The sequence below is a fragment of the Ectobacillus funiculus genome (assembly GCF_004138295.1).
Classification (GTDB): domain Bacteria; phylum Bacillota; class Bacilli; order Bacillales; family Bacillaceae_G; genus Ectobacillus; species Ectobacillus funiculus.
In genome coordinates, this window is sequence record NZ_SCFM01000110.1 from 1 (window position 1) to 5,064 (window position 5,064).

4 protein-coding genes are annotated in these 5,064 nt (G+C 40.4%); 2 read left to right on the forward strand and 2 right to left on the reverse strand.

All coding sequences use genetic code 11. The features are described 5' to 3' along the window. Window positions 1-126: 126 nt before the first annotated feature. Window positions 127-603 carry a replication/maintenance protein RepL gene (locus EP737_RS24930; protein WP_129732089.1) on the reverse strand — a complete coding sequence of 159 codons (477 nt, stop codon included), beginning with the start codon at window positions 601-603 and terminating at the stop codon, window positions 127-129. Window positions 604-1,508: 905 nt separating this feature from the next. Here EP737_RS24930 and mobV point away from each other — a divergent pair. Beyond that, window positions 1,509-2,792 carry a MobV family relaxase gene (gene mobV / locus EP737_RS24935; protein ID WP_129732091.1) on the forward strand — a complete coding sequence of 428 codons (1,284 nt, stop codon included), beginning with the start codon at window positions 1,509-1,511 and terminating at the stop codon, window positions 2,790-2,792. Window positions 2,793-3,216: 424 nt separating this feature from the next. Next, a complete protein-coding gene (locus EP737_RS24940) occupies window positions 3,217-3,663 on the forward strand; it encodes a DUF3967 domain-containing protein (RefSeq protein ID WP_205651024.1) in 447 nt (148 codons plus the stop codon). A 140-nt stretch (window positions 3,664-3,803) separates the two neighbouring features. Here the strand turns inward: EP737_RS24940 and EP737_RS24945 are convergent, their stop codons facing one another. After that, window positions 3,804-4,694 (reverse strand): alpha/beta fold hydrolase, encoded by an 891-nt coding sequence (locus EP737_RS24945; RefSeq protein WP_129732095.1) that lies wholly within the window; start codon window positions 4,692-4,694, stop codon window positions 3,804-3,806. Window positions 4,695-5,064: the final 370 nt, after the last annotated feature.

The window sequence follows — 5,064 nt, forward strand, 5'->3', positions numbered from 1 at the left end:
TCTTCGAAATTATCAAGTATGCAGGATTTTATGCAATGCCCGAATGGCGCGGGTTTTGGTCTCCCGATCCTTTGACAAGTCTCCCGACTTTTTGCATAAAATCTTGCATACTCTTAAGCATATTTTTTATTCTTCTACAGTTCGTTCTAAAGACTTCAATTTCAATGTTTTTCCTCTGCCACTTAGTTCAATTTCGTATCTGATTTTGGCGATATCTTTCCATTCTCCTTTTCCAAAAAACATTGGATTTAGAAGAAATACGCCTCTTTCTTGTTTAATTAATATGTCGTTTTTCTCCAAATAGTTAATAGCATTTGTAATTGACTGAGGTTTCATGTCTAGTTTTTCTGCTACAATTCTTTTGTAACCAGCATTCACGATTATTAGTTGACCTTTATCTGCGTAAGAAGTTGACTTGATTAATTCATATAAAACTTTACTAACCCATCCTTGTAATTCTGCTAAAAACATAATGTTGTCCAGATAGATTTTTATGTAGTCTGGTTCTTTACCATAATTCCACGTAATTGCACGAGATTGTTGTTTTATCTCTCCGTTTTCATCAGTTACCGTATTGCTCTCAATCATTGCTACCTTTGGCATTTATTCGCCTCCATTACCATTTAATGGTTTTATTTTAACCTAAATAAAAGTTGCTATCAACTCTTTATTTAGGTTGTTTTAAACTCTTTTAAAGAGTTTGTTTTAACTATTCGTTTCCGAATAAAATAACTCAAATTTACAGTTAAAATTAACTCAAATGTGAGTTAAACAATTATTTAACATGATTAAATAATTAACCTATATGTGAGTTAAAAATAACTCACATTTGAGTTAAAAATAACTCACATTTGAGTTAAAAATATAACCCTATAAATCTACTTAAACCCTTGATATTACTGGTTTTTACCTAAAAAAACAGCACTGCTTGTCTTCTTTTATATATTATATAGGGGTAGATTTTAAGGTTTTTTTCCTTTTAGAAAGGGCTCTCCACTACACAAGGGTCGGGTAGTATTTTTTTGTCCTTCGGAACGCTTTCGCTCAAAAAAATCTCCACCCTTTTGCCCTTGTGTAGTGGAGTTCGGCACGTTTGGTGACTCTGCCAAGCCGACGGACCCAAAAGCAAGAATTAGGCTATCGGCTTGAACAAGCAATTATACGTGCCGAACCGCCCAGATCATCCGTCCATTGTATTACTCTTACTCCATATATTTACACGCTGATATGGTGGCTCTGCCCCCATACCCCCGGCCAGCACTCTTCCCCAAAAGCAAGGGGGAAAAGAAGAAGAGAGTGTACAAATTTTTGTACACCTCGATTTTAAGCTTCACCCGAAATCGGGTGAAGCTCTCGGCATAGCCGAGCAGGTGGACAGCACGTCCACACCCCGCAGGGCACACGGATATTGTTGCGATAGCTGACAATATTAGAGTGTGTTCTGAAATTGACATCCAATTTGTTCTCATGCCATAATGAGGTGGAAAAATTTAGGGGTGGTGGGGTGCTTGAGTTACTCTATTTTTAGGGTCAAAGGCATAAAAACAACAGGGGATTTGAGGGGCATTGGAAAGCATAATGATGAACGTGTTTCGCACACAAATCAGGATATTGATAGGACAAGATCGGGTGAAAATATCGAACTTGTAAAATGTGATGGCTCGTATCTGAAGAAATTCAGCGAAATAACAAGTGAGATGAAGGCAGAACATGAAGAGCGGATGAAAACTATACGTTCTGATAGACGGAAAACATTTGACCAAGCAATCAATAGTGCGAAAAATGATGTGGCTGCTGAATTTCTTTTTACAAGTGATGATGTATTTTTCTGTGATAAATCAAGAGAAGAAATTGAAGCCTGGGCAAATAAGTCTTTGGAATTTCTAGAAAAAGATATTGGTATTACAAAAGATAAAATCATTCATGCGGTGATACATATGGACGAAGCAACCCCTCATCTGCATGTAGTTGCTGTTCCGTTAACACGTGATTATGATGGCCGGAGGAAAGCGGAGGTACTACAAATTAGTCGTAATAAGTTTATTCCCACAAAAGAGGATCTGGCACGTCTTCAGGACGTCTACAATGAACGGATGAACGAAAGGGGCTATAACCTGCAGAGGGGAACTACAAAGGATATCAAGCATGTGACGGTAAGTGAGTTTAAAGAGCAGACTCAATACCATGAGCACAAACTTGAAAGATTACAGGCGCAAGCCATAGAAGTGAAAAATTTAGCTGAAAAGCTAATGAAAGATATGGAAGTTGTGCCGAGGATAGATAGTATTCGTGTACGCCCAGAAGTTGTACTGGAACGACAAGGGCTTAAGAAGGTCGAGAAAGTCACAGAAAGGGTCATTTTAGAGCCGAGAGACTATGAAGCTATAAAAACCCTTGCGAGAGCTTCAGACGTGCTTAAAACGCAAAATAAACAGCTTAAAACAGACAATGACCTTCTAAAGGTACAAAAACAAACTTTGCAAACCGAAATTGAACAGTTAAAGAAAGAGAATAAAGAACTGAAGAAAGAAAATGATCTTTTAAGAAGAACGGCGGAAAAGGTTAAGGAATTTTATAAGGAAAAAGTTCCCGAACTTGCTTTTGCGTTTGGCTATCTCAAAGCTCGTATTCTAGATGCATTAAAAGAAAAGCCGTTAACGAAGTATTTTGATAAAGATGAACTTGAGGGTGCTCAAAGATTCTTAGCGAGTAAACAAAACCAAATTGAAAAAGAGAAACTAGAAAAGCAACAAACTCGCAGGCGGGATCGGGACTCTGGATTAGAGCGATAGAGAAACTAGAGGAGAGCACTAAGCGGTTTATGCCGCGAAAGTCGCTTTATGATGAGAAACCCTTGCATTACACTCCGAAGGTCATGGGGGCGGAAGCGTTTTTTTTCCGTCCCTATGTCCTTTGGGGTGCAGGGGTAGAGGCTCGTTGTAAAGGGAACCGTGGAATAAATAGCGTACTTTAGGTTCTAATCATAGCGTATTACTGGCGTTGTAAAATGGCGAGTATACGCCAGTATATGCTGTGAGTATTCCAAAAATTTTTAGGACACTAGGGACACGAAGGACATTTATAACGCAGGACTAAACAACGTGGACGTCCTAAACAGGATTTTTTAGATTGATAACGAATACCTTCATGGATTCAAAAAAGGGAGGGATAAAAGTGTTACAGCTAGTCCCGAAAGAGAAGACATACTCCAGTTCAATGTTTGCTGAAAAATTAGGAGTGAATCAATCTACCCTTAGAAATTACAAGACGGCTTTTAGTAAAGCAGGTGTCTTTTTTTCAAAAGAGAATGGAAAAACGGCTTATACAGAACAGCATTTTGAAATGTTTCAGACAATGTTGAAATTATATGAACAAGGTCAAGGAACGATAGTAGAATGTGTCCAGGCTGTCCTTAAAAACGTCCAATCTGTCCAGGCGGATGAAGGACAGTTACAGGACGTCCTAAAACAACTGGAACAACAAGGACAGCAATTAGAACAGCACGAAAAACAAATCGAAGCTATGAAAAAATATATTGATACTAAGTTAGAAGAGCGAGATCGTCAACTTATAGAAGTTGTAAGGGACACACAAGAGATAAAAGCAGCGCAGCAAAAAAGGAGTTTCTGGCAGAGGCTAAAATGGTTCTTTCTAGGCAAATAAAAACGCCCCCAAGACAGGGCGTTTTTATTTTGCTTTATATTAGTTGACATAAAATCCGTTATTGGTAGTCAATATATGTATGTAGTGTATTTAGCATTAGCACCGAGAACTCTGGCTGGTTGCTATTCAGGAAGCGCGAGTCAATTACGACGAGCCATTTGCTCTATACCGTCAACAATTAATTTGTACAGTTGGTGCGGCAGGTCATGTCCCATGCCATCAACCAACATTAGCTTGGCACCCGGGATGGCAGAAGCCGTGTCCTCGCCACATGCTGGGACAAATAAGGGATCGTCCATCCCATGAATCACAAGTGCTGGTACTTTTATGGTTGCCAGCCGCGGACGACGGTCACCGGAGACAGCGATAGCAGCAATTTGTCGTCCGACACTGCCTGGATCGTATGCTCGCTGGACCTCTTCCAGAATGAGCGACTGATAAGCATCCTCTTCAAACGGATAACCAGTCCCGGCAATGCGTTTGGCAAAGGAGAGATTATGAGCCAAAAATCCAGCTTCATCCTCAAATGGGTTCGGTGCCGGTTTAGTCATCATTACCATGACATCTGGGGCAGTTTGCGGCAGGGCAGGATTACCGGAACTGGACATAATGGATGTGAGTGATAAAACCCGTTCAGGGTACTCGCTGGCTACAATTTGGGCGATCATTCCGCCCATCGACCTGCCAATGAAATGTGCTCTGTCAATTGATAGAGTGTCAAGCAGTCCGATAGCGTCGCTGGCCATGTCATCGAGCGTGTAAGGGATGTCCGGTAGTTGTCCTGACATGAGAGAAGTCGCCAGTGCGTCAAAATCCAGCCTCGGATAATAGCTAAAGTGCGTCGAGCAACCTACGTCACGATTGTCAAAGCGGATTACGCGAAAGCCCCGCGCTGCTAATATCCTACAAAAAGAATCCGTCCATCGGATCATCTGGGTACCAAGCCCAGCGATTAGAATAATAGCCTCATCATTTTCGTTACCAAAACTGTCATAAGCTAATTCGACGCAGTTTACTTTCACAATATTCATATTACTCTCCTTTAATTAATTTTATATTGGGAGTTCTGCCACAAGTTTACGGTTTTCCAAAATACTTCCTCCTTTTCTATTTATTGTACCATCTAGAATAAGTGATTTTCTATCAGAATTTGGATGTATGGGATATTCGTGGTAGGTTAACATAAGTCCGCATTATCGGAAGTAAAATGGCGAGGGATTCCCTCGGGCATCCGCGCCAGCACTGGGTTTCTCGCAATCTTCGAAATTATCAAGTATGCAGGATTTTATGCAATGCCCGAATGGCGCGGGTTTTGGTCTCCCGATCCTTTGACAAGTCTCCCGACTTTTTGCATAAAATCTTGCATACTCTTAAGCATATTTTTTATTCTTCTACAGTTCG